Raw genomic sequence first — 25,014 nt, 5'->3', positions numbered from 1 at the left:
GGTGGCGCGTCCGGCCGGGCGCGCCACCACCGGCTCACGCCAGGGCCAGGGCCAGCGAGGCGGCGGCGCGCAGCAGGTACGGCAGTGGGTAGCCGAGGTGGCCGTACATCCGCGCGCGCAGGACGGTGAGTTCTGCGCACAGGAAGTACAGCACCAGTCCGGCCGCGGCGGCGATCGCCAGCGGCTGCCAGGCCAGCCCGATCAGCAACGCCAGCCCGCCGACCGCCTTGATCACGGCCAACGGGGTGAGCGTCCACGGCGTGACGCCGTAGTGGCGCATGTTCTCGCGCACCCAGTCGGCGCGGACCACATCGACCGCGGCGGCCAGCAGCGCGGCCGACGCGGCGAGCACGGTGACGACGACAAAGCTGGTCGGCCGCGCGCTGCTGGTGGTCCTCGACGTGCTCGGCCCCCGAAGAACGCGTGGCGTTCGTGCTGCACGACCTGTTCGCCGTGCCGTTCGCCGAGATCGCCCCGATGCTCGGGCGCAGCGCGGCCGCGACCAAGAAGCTGGCGAGCCGGGCCCGGCTGCGGGTGCACGCGCCCGCCCGGATCGGACCGGCCGAGCTGGCCGCCCAGCGCGCGGTGGTGTCGGCGTTCCTGAAAGCGGCGCGCGAGGGCGACCTGGACGAACTGCTGGCGGTGCTCGCCCCCGAGGTGGTGCGCTCGGCGGACCCGGCGGCGCTGCCACCCGGGATGGCCACGCTGGTCCGCGGTGCCGCCGCGGTGGCCGAGGGCACGATCGTGCTGCGGCAGCGCTCGCGCGAGGCGGTGTTGGTGCTGGTCGACGGCAGGCCGGGCCTGGTCGTGGTGCTGCGGGGCAGGCCGCTGTTCGTGGTGACCTTCACCGTGCGGGCGGGACGCGTCGCCGCCTACGACGTGGTCGCCGACCCGGACCGGCTGGCCGGTCTCGCGCTCGCGCTGCTGCCCGGCGATCAGTAGGCGGGCACCTTCGCGAAGCCCAGCGGCGGTGTGGGCAGCGGGCCCGAGCGCAGGTCGTGCCGGAAATCGGGCAGCAGCGGCAGCATCTCGACATTGCGGGCCGCGTAGCAGCGCACCATCGGCAGCGCGCGGGACACCTCGGCGCGCTCGACCGGCTCGGCGTCGAGGAAGGCCAGGCCGTCCAGGCCGAGGCCCAGCGTGTCGGCGATGCGCACGATCGAGGCCGACTTGCGGCCCCAGCCGATCTCGACCGCCGAGAACATCTCGTAGAGACCGTGCCGGTAGAGCGCGCGCAGCGTGCGCGCGCGATCGCCACGGGCCGCGACGGCATGCAGCACGCCGCGTTCGCTCAGCTTCGTCAGCGTCCGCAGCGCGGGTGGGCGCGGCGCGGCGCTGGTCCCGTCGTGGACCACACCGTCCCACAGGGTTTCGTCCAGTTCCCAGACCAGACAACGGACGGCAGGTCGCATCATGGGTGCCCCTATCGGTTCGTTCCGGCGCGGTGAACTCTACAACCCCCGATAGCGATCGACCAGACTTGTGAAGGCTCACAAAGGCGGTCCCGGCGCCTGTGCCGCCGACCTAGAACCGGACAATCCTTTCCACTCCGCGCACCGGTTGGCTAGGGTGAAGTCGCTGGACGGCGGGGGGGTACAGCCCGGAAACAGGCGAAGGGAACACAGATGTCCGTAGACAACCCACCCCGGCAATCACTCACGATCTCCGGGCGGCCGATGTCTTCGCCCCTCAAGGACGTCCGTGCGCTCTCGCGTCAGATGGTCGGTCACTTCGTCGAGAACGTGGCCCCCTGCGGCACCCTGCCCGGCGACGCCATCTCCGGTGACGTCACCACCATCACCCGCATCTGCCTGGAATTCGCCGTCAGCATGCTCGACGGACGCGACATCCCCAACACGTTGCAGCGGCTGCAGGAGGCGGCCAGCGGCTGGGCCAGGGAGGGCGTCCCGATCGACACGATCCACCACTCGATCGCCGAGGGTTTCAAGATCGGCCTGGATCTGGTGGTCTCCAGCGCCACGGTGAAGGACTACGACAACCTCGTCGACGGAGTGAAGGTGGTGATGGAACTGCTCGACACCATCACCGCGCAGGTCTCGCTGGCCTATGTGCGCGAGCTGCGCGGGGTTGTGAGCGAACACCACACCGCCGTGCACACACTGACCTCGGCGCTGCTCGGCGGCCACAGCACCTCCACCATGGCCCGCGAATGCGGGATCGCCATCGCCGACACCTACGCGGTGATCGCGCTGGCCATCCCACCGCATCGCGAGGAGGCCAATCCCGCACTCGATGCCAAGGTGGTGGCCCGGCGCAAATTGCGCCGCGTGCAGGCCGAGCTGGCCAAGCGCTGCGGTGAGACGGCATTGTCGCTGCTCAGCGTGGACGGCGGCACGGTGCTCATCCCGGCCGAAACCTTCGATCGCGACGGGCTGGCCGCCCTGGTGGCCCAGCTCTCGCACGCCGCGCAGGTCGGTATCACCGCCGCCATGGTCGAGTCCAGCAGCACCGCCGTCCCCGACGCCGCCGACCAGGCCCACGAGCTGCTCGACATGGTGCAGCGACTGCAGGTGACCTCCGGGCTCTACCGCTTCGACGAACTCGCGCTGGAATACCAGCTCACCCGCCCCGGTCCGGGCCGGGAGTTCCTCGGGTCGCTGCTGGACCCGCTGGATCAGTACCCGGAGCTGCTCGAGACATTGCAGCGGCACATCGCCAACAATCTCAACCGCCAGCGCACCGCCCGGGTGCTGCACGTGCACACCAACACCGTCGACTACCGGCTCAAACGGATCGGTCAGCTCACCGGTTTCGATCCCACCCAGCCCTCGGGCCTGTGGTACCTGCGCTCGGCGCTCGTCGCGCGCAGCTACCGCAGCGCCGCCTGACCCCGCACACGCCGAAGGCGCTGCCCGCCGATCACGGGCAGCGCCTTCGCGGTGTGTCACAGCGATCCACCACCTCCGATCAGCCAGGGATTGAAGGTGCAGACGAGCTCGTGGTTGCCCGCCGGATCCAGGGCGCGCAGCGCGATCGACAACGCGCGCGGGGAGTACATCATCGTGAGGTGATCGGAGACGTCCTGCTCGCAGCCGTCCTGGAGCGTCACATTGTTGACGGTGGCGCCGGGGCCCTGCTTCAGGAAGGTCAGGTCGTAGGGGTTGGTCACCTCGTCGTAGCGGGTGCCGACCACGGTGTAGTCCACCCCGGCCACGGTGTCGCCGTTGGCGTTGAGCTCGTTGACGAAGTCCGAACCGATGGTCTGCTGGATGCCCGCGTGCCCGACGAAGATCTCGACCAGGCCGAGCACATCGATGCCGAGGTTGTTGATCGCGCGGCCGAGCGCGCCGATGCCGTCGAGGCTGGTGCCGTGATGGGTGGCGCCGAAGGTCACCAGGTTCTTCACCTTGGCCGCGCCGCCGTCGAACTTGGTGTACCAGTTGGCCATCGCGCCGCCCTGCGAGTGGGCGACGATGTCGACCTCGTCGGCGCCGGTGGCCGCGAGCACGCGGTCGACGAAGGTGGCGAGCTGGTCGGCGGAGTCCTGGATGTAGCCGGTGCCCATCACGCCGGGCAGCACCGAACCCAGGCCGCCGCCCTCGACCAGGCCGGAGCGGCCGTAGTTGAAGGTGAACGTGCACAGCCCGGCGTCCTTGATCGGCTGACCCATGAAGGCGTAGCCGTTGTAGGCGTTCATCCAGGTGCCGTGCAGCAGCACCACCGGGCGCGGTTTGTCGGCGGTGGGCTTGCAGTTCCAGTCGTTGGCGCCGGGCGGGGCGGCGTCACCGTTGGCCAGGCCGTAGGCGAAAGCGCCGAGGAACGAGGTCTGTTCGGGACCGACACCGACGGTGTCGGTGGACTTGCCGCCGGAAGAGCCTGAGCTGGAACCGGATCCGCCGTAGCAGTTGCCCGAACCGTTGCCCGAACCGGCGCCGCTGCCGGAGGTGCACGCCGAGCCCGTGCCCGCGATCGGGCTGCCCGACATCACCTCGGCGAGATCGTGTTCGGTGGGCGCGGACCCGGGCGACGCGCCCGCACCCGCCCCGCTGAGGGCGACGGCGAGCGCGCCGACACCGGCGAATACCGCTGTCTGCACCGCGCGTCTGCGACTGGGAGATTTCATCGTCTGGAGTATCTTCCTGTGCGATTCGATAATTCCCTCGCCCCTTTTCCGGAGCGGGCGAGTGAATGGCTTGTCGAAACCGGAACGAACATAAGTCGCGGAATTCACGCGACCCGGGCCCTCACGTGTGTTCTGGGCAGGTCACCACACCTCGCGGACGACCCCCATGACCGCACACAGGAATCTTTCGGGGCCACCCAGGCCCCCTACCAACAGGAACTTTCCTGGCAAAATGAGTGGAATGGTCACACTTCACAGTCTTCGGGGGCTAGTCTCGTGACCGTCGCCAACGACGGCGGAGAAATGTTCGAAGGGTCGCACCACCGATGAGCGTCACGCGCGAGAAACTGGATGAACTCCGGGGCCTGCTGGAACTGGCCGAGGAACCGGCGGGCGAGGTCGGTATCGCGAAACGCAAAACGAAGGATATTCCCAGCGCGCGGGAACGGGTGCGTGCGTTACTCGACGCGGGCACGTTCGTCGAGATCGGCAAATTGGTCCGCCAGCCCGGCCGCGCCGAGGCCATGTACGGCGACGGGGTGGTCACCGGCCGCGGGGAGATCGACGGCAGGCCGGTGGTGGTGATCGCCCACGACCAGACCGTGTTCGGTGGTTCGGTCGGCGAGATGTTCGGCCGGAAGGTCGCCGCCGCACTGGATTTCGCGCTGGCCAACCTCTGCCCGGTGGTGGCGATCAACGATTCGGGCGGCGCCCGGATCCAGGACGCGGTCACCTCGCTGGCCTGGTACGCGCTGATGAGCCGCCGCCAGGAACAGCTCTCCGGCCTGGTGCCGCAGGTGTCGATCATGCTGGGCAAGTGCGCGGCCGGGTCGGTCTACGCGCCCGTGAACACCGATGTGCTCATCGCCACCGAGCAGTCCTACATGTTCGTCACCGGGCCCGAGGTGATCAAGGAGGTCACCGGCGAATCGGTCACGATGGAGGAGCTCGGCGGCGCGCGGGTGCAGGCCGACAACGGCACCATCCACCACATCGCCGCCGACGAGGCGGCCGCGTTCGCCTGGGCGCGGGCATATCTCAGCTATCTGCCCAGCAGCTGCAACGAGGTGCCGCCGATCGTGAACCCCGGGCTGGAGCCGGAGCTCACCGACAGCGACCGCGAGCTGAACACGATCATCCCCGACGCCGATCGCACCGGCTACGACATGTACGACATCCTGCTGCGCCTGTTCGACGACGGCGATTTCCACGAGATCGCCGCGGCCACCGCGCCCAATCTGATCACCGGGTTCGCCCGGGTCGACGGCCGACCGGTCGGGGTGGTGGCCAATCAGCCGATGGTGCTCGGCGGTGCCCTCGACGCGAAATGCTCCGACAAGGCCACCCATTTCATCCGCATCTGCGACGCCTTCCGGATTCCGCTGGTCTTCGTCGTCGACACCCCCGGCGTGCTGCCCGGTGTCGACGAGGAACGCAATGGCGTGATCAAGCGCGGCGGCCGGTTCTTCCGCGCGGTGATCGAGGCGACCGTGCCGATGGTGACCGTGGTGGTGCGCAAGGCCTACGGCGGTGGGTACGCGGTGATGGGCTGCAAGCAGCTCGGCGCCGATCTGAGCCTGGCCTGGCCGACCGCGCGGATCGCGGTGATGGGCGCGGAGAGCGCGGTCGGCATCGTCGGCAAGCGCCAGCTCGAGCAGGTTCCGGCCGCGGACCGGGCGGGCGCGCGCCAGTTCATGATCGACCAGTACAACGCCACCGTGGCCACCCCGTGGATCGCGGCCGAACGCGGGTACATCGACGCCGTCGTCGAACCGGCAACGACCCGGCTGGAGATCCGGCACGCCCTGCACCTGCTGCGCGAGAAGGAGGCGGTGGTGCGGCCGAATCCCCGCAAGCACGGGCTGTTCCCGGTCTAGCGTCTCAGCACTCGCTGCGCGCCGGGACCCCCTGCAAGCGCTCGTCGAGCCACAGCATCGCCTCCGGATAGCCGGTCACCGCCCCGATGACGTGCTCGCCGAAGACGCTGCGGTACATCGCGTTCGCCCCCAGCGAGCACTGCTCGTTGTAGAGGTTGCGGGCCCCGGCGGCGGGGATCCAGAACTCCTGTTCGCCGTTGTAGATGTAGAGCGGGGTGGCCGAGCGCATCCCGGCCATCCGGGTGATCTCGTAGATGTCGGTGGCCAGTTCCGAGCGCAGCGGGTCGGTGATGTTGGCGCCGATGTCGATGGGCAGGTGCAGCGCGCCGGGGAGGGCGAACACGCTGATGCACTGGTCCTTCATCGGCGAGGTGGCCACCCAGCGGGCCAGATTGTTCATGGCGGCCAGGATCTCCGGGCGTTCCCGGCCGATCGCGAAGGTCGCCGCCATGAACACGCCCGAGGCCAGGTTGGCGTTCATGCTGCGCGAGAGGATCTCGAAATCGGCGGGCACCCCGCCCAGCGCCGCGCCGACGATCACCTCCGCGAGCTCGGGCGCGTAGGGCTCGATCAGCTTGGCCGCGCCGTGGGTGGCGATGGCGCCGCCGGAATAGCCGGTCATGGCGACCGGGCTGGCGCCGAAGGAGGCCGGATCGAACCCGCGCATCGCCCGGATCGAGTCGAGCACCGCGTGCCCGGCCATATACGGCTCGGCGTAGGCCATCCACGGGCCCTCGTGGTCGGGCACCAGCACGGCGTAGCCGCGCAGCGCGGCCAGCTGGGTGGTGGGCGGGAAGAAGTCGGTCATGTTCGTATCGAGGGTGAGCCCGTGCGAGAGCGTGTATCCCGGGGTGCACGCGCGGCCGAGGGCGTCGATGGGCAGGTTGTTGACCAGCACCGGACGGTCGCCGGGCCCGGTCCAGTCGGCCGCGGGCACGATCAGGGTCGCGGTGGCGAAGGAGGGCCTGCCCTGCGCGTCGGAGGTGCGGAACTTCAGCAGCGTGGCCGAGCGCAGCGGGACCAGGGTCAGCGGGCCCGCGGTCGCGGTGATGTCGCGGACCGCGAGCAGCTCCCCCGGCACCCGCTCGGCCAGACCCTCGGGCCACTCGTCGAACATGGTGTCCCCCACCGGCGACGGCAGTACCGCGGCGTGCAGCGCGGCGAGTTCGGCCTCGGCGTCACCCGCCGCGGCGCCGCTCTGGATCGGGGACGGGAGGATTTGATCGATCCAGCGCTGGATATCGGGCAGGAAACCGGGCGAACCCGGCTGGGGCACCGGCAGTTCCGGGGTCGGCGGCGGATCGGCCGCGGCGGTGCCGACGGCGAACGAGCAGAGCAGGACGATCGAACTGACGAGAACACGCACAGATCTCATGGCACACACGCCTTCGGGTGGCGACGGAATCGTCGACAGACGTGACGCGTTGCGGTGCTTCGAATTCCGTCGAATCTCCCCCAAGAACGCCCGCCGTCAGTGCATTCACGGTAGCCCGCGCCGCCGCGCGGGCTCCCCCGTCGTGCCCGACTCGTGTGCGCACCGCGTCCCGATCGCAATACGATCGCGGCGGCGGCTCAGCAGGTGCTGGGTGCGGGCTCCCCGCGCAGGCGCGCGTCCAGCCAGCCCACCGCGGCGGGCAGGCCGAGCACGGCCGCGGTCAGATGATCCGGGGTGGGAGTGGATTCGGTGACCACCGGTGCGCCCGCCGCGCACCAGCGCCGCATGGTGTCGGTGATGGCGTCGACCGGGATCAGCCCGTCGATCGGCGAATGCCATTCGAACACCGGCATGCTCGGCGCGCCGTCGTAGAGCGCGAGGCTGTTCTCCTCCACCACCGCCCGCGCCCGCGGATCGTCGACCAGCGAGGTGGTCGCGGCGAAGTCCAGGATACCGTGGCCCGCGCCGGTGCTGAGGATGTCGTTGGTGCACGCGTTCGCGATGGCGGCGCGCGCGGCCAGGCCGCGGGCGTTCATCTGGTCGCTGATCGGGAAGCGTTCGGGATACTCGCGTTCCAGGCCGATGCCCGCGGCCAGCGCCAGCCCGAAGACCGGATGCGAACCGAAGCCCAGGCCCTCCAGCATGGCGACCAGGTTCATCGGCACCCCGCCCATCGCCGCCCCGGCGATCGCCAGTTCGGGGGCGTAGCTGGGTTGCAGAGCGGCCGCCCACGCCGTCGCCATGCCGCCGCCGGAATAGCCCGCCATCGCCACCCGGCTGTGCTCGACGCGCAACCGCTCGACCTGGCGGATGGCCCGGATCCCGTCGAGGGTCACCTGACCGCCCAGCTTCGCCGCGCCGTAGGCGTAGTTCGGGCCGAGGTGGTCGGGCAGGGCCATCGTCCAGCCGCGCCGCAGCGCCACATTCCAGAAGACGGCCTCGCGCACCATCAGATTCGGGTCGTCGGTGTAGAGCACCTTCGACACCGAGCACTGGACGCCGAGGCCGTTGATGATGTGCTGATAGGACAGCACCGGCGCGTCGGGCGGCTGGTTGTTCGGTTGCAGCACCGTGGTGGTGGCCGCGATCGGCTCGCCCGCGGAGTTGGTCGACCGGAACTGGACGAGGGTGATTGTGGTGTCCGGGAACATGGCCAGCGGTGGCATGGACCGGACCGCGAGCACGTCACCGGGGCGGTGTTCGGCCAGGTCGGCGGGCTGCTGGTACATCGGGTCGGGGTCGGGGGTCGGATAGAGCGGGGCGCTGTGTCCCGCGGCGGCGGGGACGAGCGCCAGCAGCGCCGTCACCATCGTCGCGAGCAGTGTGCGGCGCGGCCGAGTCTGTCGTGCCGCGGCAATCCAGGTCATCCGGCTGTCCCTCCCGTGTCGCTGCCGTCGATGCCGATCCTGACCGGTACCGTGGCCCGTCGGCACCCCTTTCCGGCAACATCGGCGCGGCTCACAATCCGCACTCGGCGAGGCTGTGCCCGGACTCGAGCCGGCCGCCCCGCTGGGGTGGACCCACCGCGCCGGGCCGACGGGAACTGTGAGATCTCCAGGCGATTACCAGAACATGTTCCACTCGATGGCCGGGGCCCTACCGTCGAGTAGGAAGGCGCTCACCAGCGCCGGGGCAGAAGGAGCACGCCATGATCCGCACCGACGAGAACAGCGCCGCGACCGCCCAGCCGGTCGACCGGACCGAGATACCCACCCGGCGGATCACGGTGTACTTCGACGGCCCCACCCCCGCGGACGTGCTGGTGTTGCGCTACGCGGCCACCCAGGCCGAGGCGTGGGAGTTCACCTCCGCGGCGGTCGCGGCCGGGCTGCTGGTGACCGTCGACGGCCACGTCGGCCCCGGTTTACGCCGCCTGCCCTGCCGCTCGCTCTGGCACTGAGTCATCCCGACCACCGGCCACCGCCCGGCCCGCCGCACTAGGCTGGCCGGGCGGCGTGCGTCTGCGCCGCGGGAACAGGAGGCGTCCGTGACTCGGTGGTATCACCGGCCCGTGCTGGTCGTGAGCGCGGTGTTCGCGCTCACCGGATGCGGCCCCGCCGACGAACCCCCCGCGTCCGCGTCCACCACGACGACGCCGGTCGCGCCGAGCACCACCGCCCGCACCCCCGCCACCATCGCGCCGCCGACCACCACGGTGGATCCCTATGCCGGGCAGCCGCTGATCGATCACCTCACCTGGACCGAGAACATCGACGGTCCACGCCTGGAGGTCTACCCGACCGTCGCGGGCCGCAAGACCGCGGTCGCCGACGGCGACCAGCTCGCCTGGCAGGAGGTCCTCGCCCTCGACGCCACCGCCGAGAGCCCCGGCATGTTCGACCAGTTCCGCTGCCACTGGGTCTGGGCCAGGATGGTGGCGCCGGACAAACCGAGCTGGAATATCGAGCCGTGGCGCCCCGATGTCGGTTATCCGGCCACGGTGGCGGCCAACTGCAACCCCGGCGGCCCGGAACGCTGACCGCCCGAAAGGAGCACTCGCATGCGCATCGTCATCGCCGGTGGACACGGCAAGATCGCTCTGCTGCTCGCCCAGCGGCTCACCCGCCGCGGTGATCAGGTCCACGCGCTGATCCGCGACCCCGCCCAGGCCGCCGATATCGCCGCCACCGGCGGCGTGCCCGTCATCTACGACATGGAACGCGACACCACCGACGACCTGGCCGCCGCGCTCGACGGCTCCGAGGCGGTGGTCTTCGCCGCGGGCGCGGGCCCGGGCAGCGGCGTGGAGCGCAAGTACTCCGTCGACCTGAACGGCTCGGTCCAGCTGGCCGACGCCGCCGAGCGGACCGGGGTGCGCCGGTTCGTGCAGATCTCCACCATGGGTGCCGGGCAGCCGCCCGCGCCGGGCACCGACGAAGTGTGGGCCGCCTACCTCGACGCCAAGACCCGCGCGGAGCAGGATCTGCGGGCCCGCGCGCTGGACTGGACCATCCTGCGGCCGGGCCGGTTGACCGACGCGGCAGGCAACGGTCTGGTCACGCTCGGACCGCCGCCGATTCCGCGGGCCGAGGTGCCCCGCGCCGACGTCGCCGCAGTCCTCGCGTCGATCTTGGTCGCGGACAACACTTTTCGGCACACCCTCGAGCTGGTGTCCGGCCCGGTGCCGGTCGACACGGCCGTCGCCGACATTTCGATAGCCGAAAATTAACTATCGCAACCCAATTCACCTGTTCGCGCCATTTCGGAATCCCACGCGTAACACCCCGGGACGCGGTTTCGCCGACGAACCGCCGGTCACGCCGTCGCGCACGACAGCCGTCCGCCGAGGGCGGCGTGACCGGCGCGGATTCGCCGCTCAGAAGCCGGGAAAAGCGGCGCATCGAGACGGAATCGATCGTGCAGATGTGCTTGCATCTGAAAGTGTTGCCGTCCTAAACTCAGGGCCGCAACACAATTCAGGGGATAGTCAGGGGAGGCCGCGAGCGGCTCACCCGGGGTATTAGTTGCCCTGGGTTTGCCACTGCCTAAACACAGGGGCGCTCACTATGAACAACACCAAGGGCCGTTTCGGCCTCGCCGATCGCGCGGCGACCACCTTCCCGGTCACCGCCGGGTTCTCGCGGGAGACCGCGATCGCGTTCGTCATCGATGCCGTGGAGTCCACCGGCGCCGCGACCCGCAACGATTTCGACATCGACCGGATCGTGACCACCGCACACGAGATGGCCGACGACTGGGACCTGCAGACGCTGGCTCCCGATACGTTCTGGCGCATCGCCGCCGGCTGCATCCGCTACTGACGACAACGCCGACCGGCTCCGGGCCGGTCGGCGTCAGTGGGTAGGCCGTCGCTCAGTCGCGCTCGGCGTACTCCAGCAGGATCTCGCGCGAGCGGTCCGGCCGGGCGGCCTGCACGCTGAGCTGGTCCATGACCGACTTGTACAGCGCCAGGTCCTGCCTGCGCTCGAGATACAGCGCGCTGGTGAGCTGCTCGAGGTAGACGATGTCGGGCAGTTCGGGTTCGGCGAAGCGCAGGATCGAGAACGAGCTACCCGCCGCCGCGTGGCCACCCGCCGCGTACGGCAGGACCTGCACGGTGACATTGGGCAGCTCGGAGAGCTCGGCCAGATAGCGCAGCTGCGCGCGGTGCACCTCGCGCCCACCCACCGGGCGGTGCAGCACGGCCTCGTCGATCACCGCCCACACCACCGGCGGGTCGATCCGGCGCAGGATGTCCTGGCGCAGCTGGCGGACCTGGACCCGGCGTTCGGTCTCGGCGTCGTCGAATCCGAGGGTGACCATGGCCCTGGTGTACTCCGGGGTCTGCAGCAGACCCGGCACCAGCTGTGCCTCGTAGGTACGGATCTGGCTGGCGGCCTGCTCGAGCCCGAGGTAGGTGCTGAACCAGGAGGGCAGCAGGTCGCTGTAGCGATGCCACCAGCCCGGTTCGCTTGCCTGCCGGGCGAGTTCGAAGAACGACTCCCGCTCGGCCACGTCGTGCACGCCGTAGAGGGTGAGCAGATCGCGGATATCGCGTTCCTTGAAGCCGGTGCGGCCCAACTCGAGTCGGCTGATCTTGGCGTGTGAGCCACGGATCGCGTCGCCCGCGGCCTCACGGGTGATGCCCTTGCCTTCGCGAAGCTTGCGCAACTGACCACCGAGTGCGATGCGCAGCACGGTAGGGCCACGGTCGACAACCGGTTGTACGCGACCGATCTCGTCGGGTTCAGCCGTCATGGACGCCGATATTACCGATCACTGGGTCAGATAGTCGAACTCTCCGGCCTTCGCGCCGCGGATGAACGCGTCGATTTCGGGGCGCGTGTAGAAGATCACCGAGCCCTGCGGGTCGCGCGAGTTGCGCACGGCCACCGAACCGTCGGTCGCCTCGGCGAGTTCGACGCAGTTGCCGCTGGGGTTGCTGAAGGTGCTCTTGCGCCACGCGCCGACGCCCGGGCGTTCGCGCTGATCATGCTGGATTCCGGACACGCCACACTCCTCGTTCTCGAATGATGCCCATCGGTACGAAAATTGCAGATGCACGCTCAAACGTTCTTGCATCTGCATGATTCGACGCGGACACTAACACGGGGCAGGGCACCGCGCACCGGTCGGTACTTACCCGGCGTCACGACCAGGCAGCCGCCGCCCACAAGCCTGTCCAGCCCCCTGAATTCGCAAGCGCCACAAGTCGTTCGGTCCCGCGACACGCCGTCGACGGTCGTGCAGATGTTCTTGCATCTGCAAACGAACCGACCGTAGACTCAGCGCTCGAGATCACCGGAAGGTCGACGGCACACCGGCCGTCCCGACCCACCGGCGCCGGATGCGAGGGGCCTCGGATGAGCAGTCCGTTTCGAACACCCCGCCGGATCTCGGCCGGTACCGCCGGCCTGGAGATCCCGCGACACCTCGGCGCGCCGCTCGCGCCGCCCACCGCCTGTAGCGACGAGCCGCACGGGCTGACCTATCGCCAGGCCCGCGAGATGCTGCGCCAGCACGACGTGCACGGTCCGCAGTGCAGGCAGTGGCTGGCCGCGGCGGCTTATCTCTCGGCGGGCCTCGACGACGAATAGGCCGTGACGTCTCCGTGCTGGTCAGCGCCCCGCGCGCGAGGCATGCTGGTAGTCGTACGGCCGGTGCGACCCGAGTGAGTGGCCCATGCGGATAGCGGAGATCCTGCGGAACAAGGGAACGGCGGTGGCGACCGTGCCACCGGAGACCACGGTGCGCGCCCTGCTCGGCGTGCTCACCGAGCACAATATCGGCGCGGTGGTGGTCTCCCCCGACGGTGCGACGATCAGCGGGATCGTCTCCGAACGCGATGTCGTGCGCCGCCTGGACGCCGACGGCGCCGGGCTGCTCGACCGCCCCGTCGCCGAGATCATGACCGCGCAGGTGCGCACCTGCGGACCCGACGATCACGTCTCCTCGCTGCGGCACGTGATGACCGAACACCGGATCCGGCACATGCCGGTGGTGCGCGAGGACCGGCTGGTCGGGATCGTGAGCATCGGCGACGTGGTCAAGAGCGAGATCACCGAACTCGCCGAGGAACGCGGGCATCTGGTCGACTATCTGCAGGGCAGGTACTGACCGCCTCGACCGTTGTCGCGGCCGAAAGGTGTTGTGCGCGCGTATCGTTGATCGCGTGCACCCCGTCCGGCCCGAGCTCGCCGCCGTCCCGGCGACCCGGCACGCGCCTGCCCCGGTACCCGCCACCCTCCGCGCCCGTTTCCCCGCGCTGGCCGACGATGCCGTGGTGTATCTCGACAGTGCCGCCACCGCGCAGAAGCCGGAATCGGTCATCGCCGCGGTGACCGGCTACCACCGCGCGCACACCGCCAACGCGGGCCGGGGCACCTACAGCTGGGCCACGACACTGTCCGCCCGGGTCGCCGCGATCCGTAGCCGCGCGGCCGGATTCCTGGGCGCGCGCCATCCCGACGAGATCGTGTTCGCCGCCGGGGCCACCGCGGCGCTGGGCACCATCGCGCACAGCTGGGGGCTGCACACCCTCGACGACGGCGACGAGATCCTCTACAACCCCGCCGATCACGCCGCCAATGTGCTGCCCTGGCACCACCTGCGCGACACCCTGGCCCGGTTCGGCCGCCGGATCGTGCTGCGCCCCTATCGGAGTACGCGCACCGGTGAGGCCGATACCGACGACATCCTCGCCCAGGTGGGGCCGCGCACCCGGTTGATCACCACCTCGCATCTGCACCACGTGTACGGCGGGCTCACCACGCTCGAGGAGCTGCGCGGGCGGATCGATCCGGAGATCCTGCTGTGTTTCGACTGCGCGCAGAGCGGGGGGCATCTGCCTGTCGACGTCACCGAGCTGGGGGCCGATTTCGCCGTGTTCGCCGGGCACAAGATGTTCGGCGCGCCCGGCGTCGGGCTGCTGTACTGCCATCGGCGGGTGCACGACCGGCTGCGCCCGTTCCTGCCCGGCGGTGGGTCGGGGGTGCGGGTGACCGAGACGGGGCTGACCGGGTCGGGGATGCCCGCGCTGCTGGAGGGCGGCACCGCGAATCTGCCCGGAATCCTCTCGCTGGCACCGGCTTTCGACCTGCTCGACGAGGTCGGTCTCGCGGCCGTGGCCGCGCACAATCGTGCCCTGACGCTGCGCCTGATCGCGGGTCTGCGCCCGGTTCCCGGGCTGGATTTCCTGCCGGGTCCCGCCTACGCGGACTGCGCGGTGGGCTACGGGATCGTCTCGTTCACCCTCGACGGGATCGGCGCGGCCGATCTCGGGTTCGTGCTGGCCGACGCCGGTTTCCTGGTCCGCACCGGCGCGCACTGTGTGCCCGGGGCCGAGGACGGCGCGGGTTCGGTGCGGGTGAGCACCCACCTCTACACCACCCTCGACGAGATCGATCGCTTCGTCGCCTGCGTGTCCGGCCTCGCCGGGCACGGCCGGTGAGCCACGACCTGTCCCCCGAGCCGAGGAGCACTGATGGGCACGCCTCCCGCGCAGCACTACGATCGCCGGGCCACCGCCCGGATCCTGGCCGGGCTGGCCGCGCCCGGGCTGTTCGCCGCCCCGGAACCCGTCGCGCCGGTCCGGATCACCGTGCGGGCCACGGCACTACGGCCCGAGCCGGGACGGACGCTGACCGAGTCGCAGCGGCTGTACCTGGAGCGATTCATGCGGCCGTGCCGCCCGGAGCAGGTCACCAGCGCGACACATCGGCTCACCTGGACCGACTCGGCGGGCATTCCCAATACCGGCTACTGCCACACCGCCGGTGCCGGGCCCGAACTCGCGGTGGTCGCGCGGGAGACCGTGCTGGCGCTGTGGCGGGCAGTGGCGGACTCGGGTCTGGCCGCGCGGGCCGACGCGCTGCCCGCGTCCGACCGGGCGGTGCTGGCCGCGACCACCACCGATCACGAGCCGGTGGAGATCGTCCGGGTGGGGATCGAGGCGGCGGGGCGGGCGCTGGTGCAGCACGGGCTCGTGGCCGGTGACACGCCCTATCGCGGCATCACCGAATTCGCCACGGGCCTACGCGATTCCGGGATCTTCACCGCGGTCGCGACCCGCTGGTTCTGGGAGCTACAGGCCTCGACCTTCCGGCGCGGGATGATCCCGGTGCGGCTGGAAACCCTGCCCGACGGCCGGGTGCGCTACACCGCCGAATCGCTGGCCCTGCTGCGGGCGATGAAGGAGGCCACGATCGCCGACGCGCACGCGGTCATGCGGCGCGCGACCACCGAGGAGGGGCTCGATACCGAGGCCGCCGTGGCCAAGTACCACGACGACCTCGACCTGATCTCGCGGCAGTACGCGCTGCTGCCGCCGAGGACCGCGCCCGCGTGTCCGGCGGCGGTCGACACCGGTGGCACGCCCGTGCTGGCGACGGTGGTGGACCGTTTCGTCGAGACCTTCGCCGCGCTGGCGGGCTCGGTCGAGCTCGTCGTCGACATCTCCGACGCCGCGCCGGGCGGTGCCGCGTCGGGCGACGACGGGGTCTTCTTCGTGCCCGATATGAGCTGCAAGCACTGTGTGCGGACCATTACCGCCCTGCTGGAGTCGATGCGGATCCCGGTGCGCGAGATCGATCTGGAGTCCAAGCGGGTGGTGGCGCGGATCCGCAGCCCGCGCCACCGGCTCCGGGTGTTCGAGGCGCTGCGCGACGGCGGCTACAACCCCGTCGACGAGGCGCCGGCGACGCTGCCCGGCGCGTCGGTGGGATGACCCCGCCCGCTGTTCCCGCCGCCCTCGCCCCGCCGGTCGCCGCGTTCCTCGCCGATCGCGCGGCGGTGCGCGACGCGCTGCGGCGGTTCGGATCCCCGGTGCACCTGGTGTTCCCGCAGGTGTTCGAGACCAATCTGGCGGCCTTGCGCGGCGTGCTCGACGGGGCGGGTCTGCGGTACCGGATCTGCTACGCGCACAAGGTGAATCGGTCGGCGGCCTTCGCCGCGACGGCGGCGCACGCGGGCATCGGCATCGATGTGGCCTCGGGTCCGGAGCTGCGGTCCGCGCGGGCCGCCGGGTTCCCGGCCGACCGGATCGAGGTGACCGGTCCCAAGGGCCGGGCCATGCTCGTTGCCGCCGTGGACGCCGGGGTCACGGTCAATGTCGACAATCTCTGGGAGCTCGAGACCCTCGCCGCACTCGGACCGGCGCCGGTCCTGGTGCGGGTGTCGGGGTTCGCGGGCAGCGCGCCGAGCCGGTTCGGTGTCGACCTCGCCGACATCGACACCGCGCTGGAAATGCTCGTACGGCACCGGGACCGGGTGCCGTTACGCGGGTTCGCCTTCCACCTCGACACCGCCTCGACCGCCGAGCGGGTGCGCGCGGTCGCCGACTGCCTGGAGCTGATCGAACGCGCCTACGCGCGCGGGCTGACACCGACGGTGCTCGATATCGGCGGCGGGCTGCGTCAGGTGTTCACCGCCGACCCCGCCGGGTACGACGCCTACGACGCCGCGCTGCGGGCCGGGCTGCTCGGCCACGGCCCCGCGCTGCACTGGGGCACCAGCACATTCGGGTATCACGTGGCCGACGGTGCCGTGCACGGGAGCGCGGTGTTCCACAAGTACGCCAATACCGACCCGGCCCCGGCCCTGCTCGCCGAGCTGCTGGCCGCGCCGCTGCCCGGGCACGGTGGCCGCGCGCTGGGCAAGGTCCTCGCCGACAATCTCCTCGAACTGTGGCTGGAACCCGGCAAGGCCCTGGTGGACCGGGCCGGGATCACCGTGGCCCGGGTCGAATTCGTCAAGCGGACCGGTGGCGGCGCGACGCTGGTGCATCTGGATCTGAGTCGCGATACCGTCACCGCCGCCGATCAGGAGGTACTCATCGACCCGATCGTGCTCACCGCAGCGACCGGGTCCGGCCCGGCCGGGGTGTATTTCGCCGGGCGGCTGTGCCTGGAACGGGATCTGGTGACCCAGCGGCAGGTCCGGGTCCCGCAGCTGCCCGAGCCGGGCGACCCGGTGGTCTTCGCCAATACGGCCGCCTATCACACGGATCTGTCGGCGGCGGGGGCGAGCATGCATCCCACCCCGGCGAAGGTGGCGGTGGTGCGGCGGGGCACGGAATTCGTGCTGTGCCCGGACGCGGACCACCGGCCCGGGGAGCGGCCGTGATCTACTCCCACATCACCGAATTGATCGGTGACACTCCCCTGCTCCGGCTCGACCCGGCGGTGCACGGGCTCGACGGGGTGGAGCTGTACGCGAAACTCGAGTCGCACAATCCGTTCGGGTCGGTCAAGGACCGGGTGGCGTGGGCGATGCTCCGCGACGATCTCGACCGGATCGCCGGGGACGGGCAGTCGCTCATCGAGGCGTCCAGCGGCAATACCGCCAAGGCGCTACGGCTGCTCGGCGGGCTGCGCGGGGTGCCGCTGCGGGCGGTCACCAACCGGATCCGGGTCGACGAGGTGCGCCAGCTGCTGCAGCTGCTCGGCACCGAGATCGTCGAACTGCCCGGCCTGTCCGAATGCCCGGATCCGCAGGCGGCCGACGATGTCTCGGCGGTCATCGAGCAGACCATCGGCCAGGCCCCGGACCGCTGGTTCCATCCCTCGCAGTACACCAGCGAACGCAATATCGCGGCCCATCACGACGGCACCGGCACCGAGATCGCCACCGACCTCGCCGCGGCGGGCATCCCCCGGCTCGACTATCTGATCGGCGGCCTGGGCACCACCGGCTCCACCCGCGGCACCGCCACCGCCCTGCGCGCCCACCATCCCGCGCTGCGCACCGTCGGGGTGGTCTCCGACCGCTTCGACTTCATCCCCGGCATCCGGTCCGAACGCGAGATGTGGGAGGTGGGGCTGTTCCAGCCGGGCTTCTACGAGGAGATCGTCACCGTCGACTCCGCGACCGCGATCGACGCCACCCTGACCTTGGCGCGCGGCTTCGGTGTGCTCGCCGGGCCGACCAGCGGCGCGGGCTATGCCGCCGCGCTGCGCACGCTCGCGGCCGCGCCCCGGCCCGAGGACGGGCCGCTGGTGGCCGTGCTCATCGTCTGCGACCGGCTCGAGCCGTATCTGTCCTATCTCGCCAAGCGCAGACCCGACCTGTTCGGCAGGCCCGCCGCGCCCGCCGCCCCGGGACCCGAGGATGCCGCCCCGGCCCTGTCCCCCGCCGAGCTGGCCGAACTCGACCGCACCGGACGACCCACCGTGGTCGACACCCGCGGCGCGATGGCCTACCGGGTGGGACACGTGCCGGGCGCGGTCAATATCCGCGACGACCAGCTCGACGACCTGCTCGCCCAGGGCATTCCGTTCGCCCGGTCACGACCGGTGGTGTTCGTGTGCCCGGTCGGCGAGACCTCGCTGCGCTTCGCCGCGGTCACCCGGCGCGCGGGCTACCAGGCGTTCAGCCTCGCCGGGGGCATCGTCGCCTGGCGCGACGCGGGCCTGCCGCTGGAGCGGGGCTGATCACAGCAGCACCCGGGCCGCCCGGCGCGCGGTGCTCACCGAGCGGCGGCGGGCGGTGGTGGCCAGCAGCGCGGTCAGCGGGCCGCGATAGCCGTCGGCCAGCAGCGCGACCACCGCGCGGAAGCGGGCGACGAACTGCGCGGCGGTCTCCTCGTCGAAGCGCGCGATCGGGTAGCAGAACGCGCCGTCGATCCCGGCGGGCGCCCCGCACCGGTCGTAGTGGTCGGTGAGGCCGAACTCGAGATCGTGCTTGGCCCGCACCACACCCGTGGGCAGCTCGGTGATGGACAGCACCGAGGCCGACGCGGGGTCCGGCGCGTGGGGTGCCTCGGCGCGCTGCAGGATCAGGGTCGCCTGGAACAGCGGCAGCGCCGCGTCCTGGAGCAGGCAGCGCTTGAGCCGGGGGTTCGGGGTGTCGGGATGGGCGTAGGCGGCCAGGGCCACTCGGCGGACCTGGTCGAGCAGCTCCGCGACGTCCCCGGCGCGGTCCAGGCGCACCCGCATCAGGACGTCATCGGCGAAGTTGCCCACCAGGTCGTCGAGCAGGCGGTGCTCCCGCCCGGACACCGCCGTCGCCACGGTGACATCGGCGCTGCGCGCGACGGCGCCCACGGTCACCGCGAACGCCGCCTGCAACACCATGAACAGGCTGGCCCGCCCGTCCTGGGCCAGGCGCAGCAGGCCCGCGTGGGTGCGCGCGTCGAAGCCGACGGGGATCAGCGCGCCCGCCGCCGGGTCCGGCGACGGCGAGAGTTGTTCGCGCGCGGGCAGATCGAGCAGCGCGGGACGGCCCGCGAGCGCGTTGGCCCAGTAGCGCAGCTGGTGGGTGGCCCGGCTCCACTCGTCGGTGAACTCGCCCAGCTGGGCGTGCTTCCACAGGGTGTAGTCGGTGTAGCTCAGCGGCAGCGGCGGCCAGTCCGGGTCGGTGCCCGCCGCGCAGGCCAGGTAGGCGGTGACCAGATCGCGGATCAGCGGGCCCAGCGAGCGGCCGTCGACGGAGATGTGGTGCACGACCAGGACCAGCACGACCTCCTCGGGGCCGAGCACCAGCAGGCGGGCCCGCACCGGCAGGTCACGGGTGAGGTCGAAGGTGTGCGCGGCCTGCTCGGCGATCGCCGCCGCGAGATCGTCCTCGGTGACGGCGGATTCGGCCACGTCGAGAACGAGATCGGTGGGGTCGGCGACCACCTGGGCGGGGCCGGTCGCGGTCATCGGATAGCGGGTGCGCAGCGGTTCGTGCCGGATCACCAGGTGCCGCAGCGCGGCGCGCAGGGCGGCCACGTCGATGCCCGTGCCCTGTAATCGCATGGCCCGCGCGACATTCCAGTCCGCCGACCGACCCAGGCGCGCGGCATGCCACATCCGCTCCTGCGCGGGCGCCAGCGGGACCTGCGCGGGGCGCGGCTGGGGTCCCAGCGCGACCACCGGCGGCACGGGCGGCCGGAAACACGGCGCGCCACCGCGCTGCGTGGCAACGAGTACGCCGCGACCGGCGTCGAATCCCCCCGACCTGATCCCCGCACCGGGGTCGAACACTCGCCGCAACCTCCACACCGCCGAACAGATTTGGAACGCTAACGAGTGGAGATTAACGCAAAGTTACCCGATTGTGACCGTGCTCCTTCCGGTGACCATTTTCCGGGTAAAACGCCCAAATGCCGCGATAGAGTGGGCGTCGGGAAGCGGAGCTGAGGAGCTGGTTGGTGTCCATCGGGAAATTGGTGTCGTTCGACGGGTCACGGGGTTTCGGGTTCATCCGGCCCGACGACGGCGGGCCGGATGTGTTCGTCCACGTCAACGACATCGGCCTCGACGAGGACGAGCTGCGCCAGGGCCGGATCTTCGCCTTCGACGTCACCGAGGGTGACCGGGGGCCCAAGGCGGTCAACCTCACCGCGGTCGGGCAGACACCGGCGGCCAAGGCGCGCAAGGATCGCGGGCAGCGGCTGGGGTCGGAGGAGATGCGTCAGCAGATCACCGAGCTGCTGCTGGAGGCGTCCCCCGCACTCACCGCGGCGGAGATCATCACCATTCGCGACCGGTTCACCACCTTCGCCGACGAACACGGCTGGCTCGACAGCTGAGCGCCCCGGGACGGATGTCCCGGCGCTTGTCGGTCCCTCCACCTACGATCGGACCACACCGATGAATCGGGCGTGCTCGCATCGTCGACACGGGTGAACCCACCCGCGAGGAGAATCGATGGATCTACCGGTGCCGCCGCCAGTGCGCCCCATGCTGGCCAAATCCACGCCGTCGCTGCCCCGCGATCCCGGCCTGAGCTATGAGCCCAAATGGGACGGGTTCCGGTGCATCGTGTTCCGCGACGGGGACGAGATCGAGCTCGGCTCGCGCAACGACCGCCCGCTGACCCGGTACTTCCCCGAACTGGCCGAGCTACTGCAGGCCGCGCTGCCGCCGCGGTGTGTGGTGGACGGCGAGATCGTGGTGGTCACCGATCAGGGCCTGGACTTCGACACCCTGCAGCAGCGGCTGCACCCGGCGGCCTCGCGGGTGCGCAAGCTGGCCGCCGAGACCCCGGCCAGCTTCGTCGCCTTCGACCTGCTCGCCCTCGACGACCGCGATCTCACCGGCGCCCCGTTCACCGAACGCCGCCGCGCCCTGGAATCGCTGCTCGACGCCGCGCCCGGCCGCATCCACCTGACACCGATCACCCACGACCCCGATATCGCGCAGGACTGGTTCACCCGGTTCGAGGGCGCCGGTTTCGACGGGGTGATGGCCAAGGCCGACGACCTGCCCTACCTGCAGGACAAGCGGGTGATGCTCAAGATCAAGCACGAGCGCACCGCCGACTGCGTGGTCGCCGGGTACCGCGTGCACAAGGACGGAGAAGGGGTGGGTTCGCTGTTGCTCGGGCTCTTCGACGACGAGGGGAACCTGCATCACGTGGGCGTGGCGTCGAGCTTCACCGCCGCGCGCAGGCGCGAACTGCTCGGCGAGCTCGCGCCGTTACGAGAGAACGCGCTGGACGATCACCCGTGGCGTGACTGGGCGGACGCGATGGCCCAGGCCGAGGCAGGCGGCAAGATGCCCGGCGGGGTGAGCCGCTGGACCGGCGGCAAAGATCTGTCGTGGGTGGCGTTGCGGCCGGAACTGGTGGCCGAGGTGCGCTACGAGCACGTGCAGTCCGGGCGGTTCCGGCACGGCGGCAGGCTGGTGCGCTTCCGCACCGACCGCACCCCGGAGTCGTGCACCTACGCCCAGCTCGACGAGGTCGCCCCCGCCGAACTCGACGCCATCTTCGGGGCGCACCGATGAGCGCGGCGGCCGAGCTCGAGGTCGACGGGCAGACGCTGTCGATCAGTCATCCGGACAAGGTGTACTTCAGCAAGCGCGGCGAGACCAAGCTCGATCTGGTGCGCTACTACCAGGCCGTCGCCGAACCGCTGCTGCGCGTGATCGGCGACCGGCCGCTGCTGCTGGAGCGCTATCCCGACGGCGCCTCGGGCAAGTCCTGGTTCCAGAAGCGGGTGCCGAAATCGGCGCCGGACTGGCTGCGGACGGTGGAGGTGTCCACGCCCAACGGCACCACCAGCGACGCCCTGGTCGCGCACGATCTCGCGCACATCCTGTGGGCGGTGAACCAGGGCTGCCTCGGTTTCCACGTGTGGCCCAACCACGTTCCCGATCTGCGGATCGCCGACGAACTGCGGATCGACCTGGATCCCTCGCCCGGCATCGGTTTCGACGACCTGCGCCGCGCCGCGGTCCGCACCCGCGAGCTGCTGACCGAACTGGGCATCGACTGCCGGGTCAAGACCTCGGGCTCGCGCGGCCTGCACATCTACGCCGCGCTCGAACCGCGCTGGGACGGCTACGAGGTGCGCGCCGCGGCGGTCGCCATGGCCCGCGAGCTCGAGCGCCGCTATCCCGAGGAGATCACCGCGCAGTGGTGGAAGGAGGAACGCGGCTCGCGGGTGTTCGTCGACTTCAACCAGAACGCCCCGCACAAGACCGTGTTCGGGGCGTGGTCGGTGCGCCCCAAGGTCGGCGGGCAGGTCTCCACGCCGATCGACTGGGCCGAGCTCGACACCGTCGTCCCCGACGAACTCACCCTGGCCACGGTGCCCGCCCGGCTCGCCGAGCACGGCGACCCGTGGGCCGACCGCACCCCGCAGTCGATCGAACCGCTGCTGGCCATGTCCGAACGCGACCTGGCCGCCGGGCTGATGGACGCGCCCTGGCCGCCGCAGTATCCGAAGATGCCCAACGAGCCGCCACGGGTCCAGCCGAGCCGGGCCAAGAAGTCCGACTGAACTACTCGGTCCAGGGCACCCAGCTGCCGGTGCTGCCCTTGCCCTCGCACACCAGCGCGATATCGCCCGCGGTGCGGCCCGACTTGTCCACCGACGGATCGCAGCTCGCGCCCGTCTCGTAGGTGGAACCGGAGACCCGGAACGGGCCCGACCAGCCGTAGGCGTCCGCGGTGCGCAGGCACAGCAGGGTCGCGCCGTCGGCGGCCACCCCGATCAGCCCGGCCTGCTCGGCCGCGCACGGCGTGCCCTTCATGACCACCGCGCCCGGCGCCGGGCTCGGGCTGGAGCTCGCCGCGGGGACCACCCCGGTCGCCTCGGGTGTGCCGTGCGCCGACACCACGGGGGTGGGCGCGGTCGTGGTGGAGTCCTGCGCGAGCGTCGGCAGGGTCACGTCGAAGCCGCCGACCAGCGCCATCCCCACCGCCGCGGCCGCGGCGACCTCGGCGACGCCGAGCAGCAGCGCCAGCACGGCGATCCCGCGTCCGCGCGGATGCCCGAACGAGAGCAGCCCGAACACGATCGCGATCGGGAACAGCAGCACCAGGGCCGCCGCCAGCGCCACCATGGCGTACGGGTTCACCCGCGGCAGTTCAGCCTGGCGTCCCCCGTGGCCGTCGTCGGTGCTCGCGTGCGGCCAGCGCTGGCCGTTCCACCGGCGATCGTCCACATCCTCCTCGGGGTCGTCGTCCCATTGCTCGTACCGTGCCATCAACCCCGGGTCCCTCGTGTCGAAATCTGCCCCCGGACACGCGAACGAGCCCGCTCGCGACGCCGGGTTACGCGACGAGGATAAGGACTCCGGGGCAGCGGTTCAGCACAACCGGCAAATGTGTCCGCGCGACCCCGCCCCCGGTTACGGGGGCGTCGGCACGGGTAACGAAGCGGCAAACACCTTTGCCTGACCAGCCGGTCCGGGTCCATGCTGGTCATCAGGGGGACCACAGCGCGCATCCCGAGCTCGCGAGGAGGGCCCGATGTCCGGTAGCACCACTTCGGCAGACCGGCGGGTCTGGCACGCCCAGGCGGGCGACCTGCTCGCCGACGACTACAACGTCCCCGGGATCATCGCCTGCGCGATCGGCATCGTGGGCCTGGCCTGCACGCTGGTCGCCGCGGGCTCCGGCAATACCGGCTGGGCGGTGCTCGGCGCGATCGGCACCGCGGTGTTCCTGCTCGGCGGGGCGGCCGCGCTGCTGTTCGAGCACCGGCGCGAACAGCAGATCGAGCTGGCCTACGGCCGCAGCGGGCACGCGCCCGGCCATCTCGGGCCGCAGCGCTACAGCGCGCGCGAGATCGCCATGCCCGCGCACCCGCGGGTGCGGGGCATCGGCCGCTAGCCGCGCACGCGCGGCATCGTCTCGGTCATCACGGTGAGCAGGGTGTCGGCCAGCAGCCGGTGCACCTGGTCCCTGGTCAGGCTGCCGCGGGTGATCCACTCCCGGCCCGCCACCTTCACCATGCCCGCGTAGGCGAGGATCAGCGCGCGCAACCGTGCATCGTCTGCCAGATCCGCGTGCCCGAGCATCATCAGCATGCGTTCGGCGGCGGCGTCGTCGGCCTGGTCGAGGATCTGCTGGACCTCGGGGTCGTCGCCCACGCCCTCGTGACTGGTGACCTTCACCCAGGTGCTGCCGTGCTCGGCGATGGTGTCGAGCAGCCAGCCCACGATCGCGTCGACCCGTTCGCGCGGGGTGCCCTCCGGGATGGACACCTTCTCCGCGCGCGGCAGGGTCACCATGCGACGCACCACCGCCAGGTACAGGTCGCGCTTGTTGCCGAAATAGTGGTTGATCAGGCCGCGCGCGACCCCGGCGCGCTGGGCCAGTTCCGCGGTCGACACCGCCGCGTACGGGCGCTCCCCGAACATGTCGATGGCACAGGCCAGGATCTGCGCGCGGCGCTCGTCGGGTTCGAGCCTGCGCCTGCGTGGCGCGTCTGCGGTGTCGGTATCCAGCGGGGAAATCGGGCT

27 protein-coding genes are annotated in these 25,014 nt (G+C 70.9%); 17 read left to right on the top strand and 10 right to left on the bottom strand.

Annotation, left to right across the window (positions count from 1 at the left end):
• Positions 1-34: 34 nt before the first annotated feature.
• A complete protein-coding gene (locus WA675_RS05030) occupies positions 35-352 on the bottom strand; it encodes a DoxX family protein (RefSeq protein ID WP_336082324.1) in 318 nt (105 codons plus the stop codon).
• Positions 353-423: 71 nt separating this feature from the next.
• Between WA675_RS05030 and WA675_RS05025 the strand changes: the two genes are divergently transcribed.
• Positions 424-942 carry a hypothetical protein gene (locus WA675_RS05025; protein WP_336082322.1) on the top strand — a complete coding sequence of 173 codons (519 nt, stop codon included), beginning with the start codon at positions 424-426 and terminating at the stop codon, positions 940-942.
• On the opposite strand, the gene WA675_RS05020 is transcribed toward WA675_RS05025, so the two are convergent.
• A complete protein-coding gene (locus WA675_RS05020) occupies positions 936-1,415 on the bottom strand; it encodes an HAD-IIIC family phosphatase (RefSeq protein WP_336082321.1) in 480 nt (159 codons plus the stop codon). The two genes, WA675_RS05025 and WA675_RS05020, sit on opposite strands and share 7 nt — an antisense overlap.
• 261 nt (positions 1,416-1,676) lie before the next feature.
• Between WA675_RS05020 and WA675_RS05015 the strand changes: the two genes are divergently transcribed.
• Complete coding sequence (locus tag WA675_RS05015) at positions 1,677-2,849, top strand: PucR family transcriptional regulator (protein ID WP_442945560.1); 1,173 nt, start codon at positions 1,677-1,679, stop codon at positions 2,847-2,849.
• 56 nt (positions 2,850-2,905) lie between these two features.
• Here the strand turns inward: WA675_RS05015 and WA675_RS05010 are convergent, their stop codons facing one another.
• Positions 2,906-4,084 carry an esterase/lipase family protein gene (locus WA675_RS05010; RefSeq protein ID WP_336082317.1) on the bottom strand — a complete coding sequence of 393 codons (1,179 nt, stop codon included), beginning with the start codon at positions 4,082-4,084 and terminating at the stop codon, positions 2,906-2,908.
• 326 nt (positions 4,085-4,410) lie between these two features.
• On the opposite strand from WA675_RS05010, the gene WA675_RS05005 reads away from it, so the two are divergent.
• Positions 4,411-5,961 carry an acyl-CoA carboxylase subunit beta gene (locus WA675_RS05005; protein WP_336082315.1) on the top strand — a complete coding sequence of 517 codons (1,551 nt, stop codon included), beginning with the start codon at positions 4,411-4,413 and terminating at the stop codon, positions 5,959-5,961.
• Between the two features lie 4 nt (positions 5,962-5,965).
• Here WA675_RS05005 and WA675_RS05000 read toward each other — a convergent pair whose 3' ends face one another.
• Together WA675_RS05000 and WA675_RS04995 are read right to left on the bottom strand one after the other, a co-directional pair.
• Positions 5,966-7,336: a lipase family protein gene (locus WA675_RS05000; protein WP_336082312.1), complete on the bottom strand. Its 1,371-nt coding sequence runs from the start codon at positions 7,334-7,336 to the stop codon at positions 5,966-5,968.
• Between the two features lie 197 nt (positions 7,337-7,533).
• Positions 7,534-8,763 carry a lipase family protein gene (locus WA675_RS04995; RefSeq protein WP_442945559.1) on the bottom strand — a complete coding sequence of 410 codons (1,230 nt, stop codon included), beginning with the start codon at positions 8,761-8,763 and terminating at the stop codon, positions 7,534-7,536.
• Positions 8,764-9,044: 281 nt separating this feature from the next.
• Between WA675_RS04995 and WA675_RS04990 the strand changes: the two genes are divergently transcribed.
• The 4 genes from WA675_RS04990 (at position 9,045) to WA675_RS04975 (ending at position 11,157) form a co-directional block, all read left to right on the top strand.
• On the top strand, positions 9,045-9,296 hold the full coding sequence (locus WA675_RS04990) for a hypothetical protein (RefSeq protein WP_336082310.1): 252 nt from the start codon (positions 9,045-9,047) through the stop codon (positions 9,294-9,296).
• 87 nt (positions 9,297-9,383) lie between these two features.
• The gene (locus WA675_RS04985) at positions 9,384-9,875 is read left to right on the top strand and encodes a DUF2599 domain-containing protein (RefSeq protein WP_336082308.1); all 492 of its coding nucleotides are present in this window, start codon (positions 9,384-9,386) and stop codon (positions 9,873-9,875) included.
• Positions 9,876-9,896: 21 nt separating this feature from the next.
• Positions 9,897-10,565, top strand: coding sequence for an SDR family oxidoreductase (locus WA675_RS04980; RefSeq protein ID WP_336082306.1), 669 nt, complete (start codon positions 9,897-9,899; stop codon positions 10,563-10,565).
• A 337-nt stretch (positions 10,566-10,902) separates the two neighbouring features.
• Positions 10,903-11,157, top strand: coding sequence for a hypothetical protein (locus WA675_RS04975; protein WP_336082305.1), 255 nt, complete (start codon positions 10,903-10,905; stop codon positions 11,155-11,157).
• Positions 11,158-11,209: 52 nt separating this feature from the next.
• Here the strand turns inward: WA675_RS04975 and WA675_RS04970 are convergent, their stop codons facing one another.
• Positions 11,210-12,094, bottom strand: coding sequence for a helix-turn-helix domain-containing protein (locus WA675_RS04970; protein WP_336082303.1), 885 nt, complete (start codon positions 12,092-12,094; stop codon positions 11,210-11,212).
• A gap of 18 nt (positions 12,095-12,112) precedes the next feature.
• Positions 12,113-12,424 carry a DUF397 domain-containing protein gene (locus tag WA675_RS04965; RefSeq protein WP_442945558.1) on the bottom strand — a complete coding sequence of 104 codons (312 nt, stop codon included), beginning with the start codon at positions 12,422-12,424 and terminating at the stop codon, positions 12,113-12,115.
• Positions 12,425-12,699: 275 nt separating this feature from the next.
• On the opposite strand from WA675_RS04965, the gene WA675_RS04960 reads away from it, so the two are divergent.
• The 6 genes from WA675_RS04960 to WA675_RS04935 all read left to right on the top strand — a co-directional run bounded on the left by WA675_RS04960 (position 12,700) and on the right by WA675_RS04935 (position 18,765).
• Entirely contained in the window at positions 12,700-12,933 is a 234-nt protein-coding gene (locus tag WA675_RS04960; protein WP_336082302.1) for a hypothetical protein, read from the top strand.
• 85 nt (positions 12,934-13,018) lie between these two features.
• On the top strand, positions 13,019-13,453 hold the full coding sequence (locus WA675_RS04955; RefSeq protein ID WP_336082300.1) for a CBS domain-containing protein: 435 nt from the start codon (positions 13,019-13,021) through the stop codon (positions 13,451-13,453).
• 55 nt (positions 13,454-13,508) lie between these two features.
• Positions 13,509-14,786 carry an aminotransferase class V-fold PLP-dependent enzyme gene (locus WA675_RS04950; protein ID WP_336082298.1) on the top strand — a complete coding sequence of 426 codons (1,278 nt, stop codon included), beginning with the start codon at positions 13,509-13,511 and terminating at the stop codon, positions 14,784-14,786.
• Between the two features lie 33 nt (positions 14,787-14,819).
• Complete coding sequence (locus tag WA675_RS04945; protein WP_336082296.1) at positions 14,820-16,061, top strand: heavy-metal-associated domain-containing protein; 1,242 nt, start codon at positions 14,820-14,822, stop codon at positions 16,059-16,061.
• Positions 16,058-17,458 carry a decarboxylase gene (locus tag WA675_RS04940; RefSeq protein ID WP_336082294.1) on the top strand — a complete coding sequence of 467 codons (1,401 nt, stop codon included), beginning with the start codon at positions 16,058-16,060 and terminating at the stop codon, positions 17,456-17,458. The genes WA675_RS04945 and WA675_RS04940 overlap by 4 nt, the downstream gene beginning before the upstream one ends.
• Positions 17,455-18,765, top strand: a complete 1,311-nt coding sequence (locus tag WA675_RS04935; RefSeq protein ID WP_336082292.1) for a pyridoxal-phosphate dependent enzyme — start codon at positions 17,455-17,457, stop codon at positions 18,763-18,765. The genes WA675_RS04940 and WA675_RS04935 overlap by 4 nt, the downstream gene beginning before the upstream one ends.
• Here the strand turns inward: WA675_RS04935 and WA675_RS04930 are convergent, their stop codons facing one another.
• Positions 18,766-20,301 (bottom strand): condensation domain-containing protein, encoded by a 1,536-nt coding sequence (locus WA675_RS04930; RefSeq protein WP_336082291.1) that lies wholly within the window; start codon positions 20,299-20,301, stop codon positions 18,766-18,768. It abuts the gene before it with no gap.
• Positions 20,302-20,465: 164 nt separating this feature from the next.
• Between WA675_RS04930 and WA675_RS04925 the strand changes: the two genes are divergently transcribed.
• The 3 genes from WA675_RS04925 (at position 20,466) to ligD (ending at position 23,045) form a co-directional block, all read left to right on the top strand.
• A complete protein-coding gene (locus WA675_RS04925) occupies positions 20,466-20,849 on the top strand; it encodes a cold shock domain-containing protein (protein WP_336082289.1) in 384 nt (127 codons plus the stop codon).
• Between the two features lie 118 nt (positions 20,850-20,967).
• Complete coding sequence (locus WA675_RS04920) at positions 20,968-22,047, top strand: ATP-dependent DNA ligase (RefSeq protein WP_336082287.1); 1,080 nt, start codon at positions 20,968-20,970, stop codon at positions 22,045-22,047.
• Entirely contained in the window at positions 22,044-23,045 is a 1,002-nt protein-coding gene (gene ligD, locus WA675_RS04915) for a non-homologous end-joining DNA ligase (protein WP_336082285.1), read from the top strand. The genes WA675_RS04920 and ligD overlap by 4 nt, the downstream gene beginning before the upstream one ends.
• A gap of 1 nt (position 23,046) precedes the next feature.
• Here ligD and WA675_RS04910 read toward each other — a convergent pair whose 3' ends face one another.
• Positions 23,047-23,754 (bottom strand): hypothetical protein, encoded by a 708-nt coding sequence (locus WA675_RS04910; protein WP_336082283.1) that lies wholly within the window; start codon positions 23,752-23,754, stop codon positions 23,047-23,049.
• 265 nt (positions 23,755-24,019) lie between these two features.
• Here WA675_RS04910 and WA675_RS04905 point away from each other — a divergent pair, with 265 nt between their 5' ends.
• A complete protein-coding gene (locus WA675_RS04905) occupies positions 24,020-24,382 on the top strand; it encodes a hypothetical protein (protein ID WP_336082282.1) in 363 nt (120 codons plus the stop codon).
• Here WA675_RS04905 and WA675_RS04900 read toward each other — a convergent pair.
• On the bottom strand, positions 24,379-25,008 hold the full coding sequence (locus tag WA675_RS04900) for a TetR/AcrR family transcriptional regulator (RefSeq protein WP_336082829.1): 630 nt from the start codon (positions 25,006-25,008) through the stop codon (positions 24,379-24,381). The two genes, WA675_RS04905 and WA675_RS04900, sit on opposite strands and share 4 nt — an antisense overlap.
• Positions 25,009-25,014 lie beyond the last annotated feature (6 nt).

Source organism: Nocardia sp. SSK8 (genome assembly GCF_037034205.1).
Classification (GTDB): Bacteria; Actinomycetota; Actinomycetes; order Mycobacteriales; family Mycobacteriaceae; genus Nocardia.
The sequence above is the reverse complement of the archived record's forward strand: the minus strand, read 5'-3'. Positions and strand labels throughout refer to the sequence as shown.

Excerpts from the sequence above, each read along its gene's own strand:
- WA675_RS05020 (WP_336082321.1), bottom strand. The coding sequence starts at position 1,415 with ATGATGCGACCTGCCGTCCGTTGTCTGGTCTGGGAACTGGACGAAACC.
- WA675_RS05015 (WP_442945560.1), top strand. The coding sequence starts at position 1,677 with ATGTCTTCGCCCCTCAAGGACGTCCGTGCGCTCTCGCGTCAGATGGTC.
- WA675_RS05010 (WP_336082317.1), bottom strand. The coding sequence starts at position 4,084 with ATGAAATCTCCCAGTCGCAGACGCGCGGTGCAGACAGCGGTATTCGCC.
- WA675_RS05005 (WP_336082315.1), top strand. The coding sequence starts at position 4,411 with ATGAGCGTCACGCGCGAGAAACTGGATGAACTCCGGGGCCTGCTGGAA.
- WA675_RS05000 (WP_336082312.1), bottom strand. The coding sequence starts at position 7,336 with ATGAGATCTGTGCGTGTTCTCGTCAGTTCGATCGTCCTGCTCTGCTCG.
- WA675_RS04995 (WP_442945559.1), bottom strand. The coding sequence starts at position 8,763 with ATGACCTGGATTGCCGCGGCACGACAGACTCGGCCGCGCCGCACACTG.
- WA675_RS04990 (WP_336082310.1), top strand. The coding sequence starts at position 9,045 with ATGATCCGCACCGACGAGAACAGCGCCGCGACCGCCCAGCCGGTCGAC.
- WA675_RS04980 (WP_336082306.1), top strand. The coding sequence starts at position 9,897 with ATGCGCATCGTCATCGCCGGTGGACACGGCAAGATCGCTCTGCTGCTC.
- WA675_RS04975 (WP_336082305.1), top strand. The coding sequence starts at position 10,903 with ATGAACAACACCAAGGGCCGTTTCGGCCTCGCCGATCGCGCGGCGACC.
- WA675_RS04970 (WP_336082303.1), bottom strand. The coding sequence starts at position 12,094 with ATGACGGCTGAACCCGACGAGATCGGTCGCGTACAACCGGTTGTCGAC.
- WA675_RS04965 (WP_442945558.1), bottom strand. The coding sequence starts at position 12,424 with ATGCAGATGCAAGAACGTTTGAGCGTGCATCTGCAATTTTCGTACCGA.
- WA675_RS04960 (WP_336082302.1), top strand. The coding sequence starts at position 12,700 with ATGAGCAGTCCGTTTCGAACACCCCGCCGGATCTCGGCCGGTACCGCC.
- WA675_RS04955 (WP_336082300.1), top strand. The coding sequence starts at position 13,019 with ATGCGGATAGCGGAGATCCTGCGGAACAAGGGAACGGCGGTGGCGACC.
- WA675_RS04945 (WP_336082296.1), top strand. The coding sequence starts at position 14,820 with ATGGGCACGCCTCCCGCGCAGCACTACGATCGCCGGGCCACCGCCCGG.
- WA675_RS04940 (WP_336082294.1), top strand. The coding sequence starts at position 16,058 with ATGACCCCGCCCGCTGTTCCCGCCGCCCTCGCCCCGCCGGTCGCCGCG.
- WA675_RS04920 (WP_336082287.1), top strand. The coding sequence starts at position 20,968 with ATGGATCTACCGGTGCCGCCGCCAGTGCGCCCCATGCTGGCCAAATCC.
- ligD (WP_336082285.1), top strand. The coding sequence starts at position 22,044 with ATGAGCGCGGCGGCCGAGCTCGAGGTCGACGGGCAGACGCTGTCGATC.
- WA675_RS04910 (WP_336082283.1), bottom strand. The coding sequence starts at position 23,754 with ATGGCACGGTACGAGCAATGGGACGACGACCCCGAGGAGGATGTGGAC.
- WA675_RS04905 (WP_336082282.1), top strand. The coding sequence starts at position 24,020 with ATGTCCGGTAGCACCACTTCGGCAGACCGGCGGGTCTGGCACGCCCAG.